Here is a 455-nt window from a genome sequence, read left to right on the forward strand (position 1 = left end):
ATCTATCTTGATGGCTACATTTTATCTAATAGTTCAACAGGCGGCTTCAGCCTGATAGAGAAATGACCAGGCATAAATCTTAAACGCCCTTGTGCATCCTTTATCGCAAAGAGATACCAGCTAGTATCCCAGAAATCTGATGCAGGGTGTGGAACATAACCATCTGAACAAATCGAAGTGAATTGATCATACTGTGCCTTATTTATTAAAAAATAAGGTATCTGCAGTTCTCCTTTCTCTAAGGTTTGCCATGTTCCAAACGCGATATATAAATCAAATGTAGAACTAGAGGAAGGTAAGAAATCGCCATAACTGTATTTTACCTTAGGTTTATACCAAGATTGACCATCAAGAGCTCCGCAATAGACATATACTTGCTCGCTGCAATATGTAGTTGTTGAAAACACAGTCAAAAATAGCAGTAACAATTTTTTCATTCGTATTTACCTAAAAAG

The 455-nt window shown here is 36.7% G+C and carries 1 protein-coding gene; it reads right to left on the reverse strand.

All coding sequences use genetic code 11. From position 1 onward, the window contains the following. Positions 1 to 14 precede the first annotated feature (14 nt). Entirely contained in the window at positions 15 to 437 is a 423-nt protein-coding gene (locus tag GOU96_RS18315) for a hypothetical protein (protein ID WP_000734969.1), read from the reverse strand. Between the last annotated feature and the right edge of the window lie 18 nt (positions 438 to 455).

The organism is Vibrio sp. R-1 (genome assembly GCF_035615595.1).
GTDB classification, from domain to species: Bacteria; Pseudomonadota; Gammaproteobacteria; order Enterobacterales; family Vibrionaceae; genus Vibrio; species Vibrio cholerae.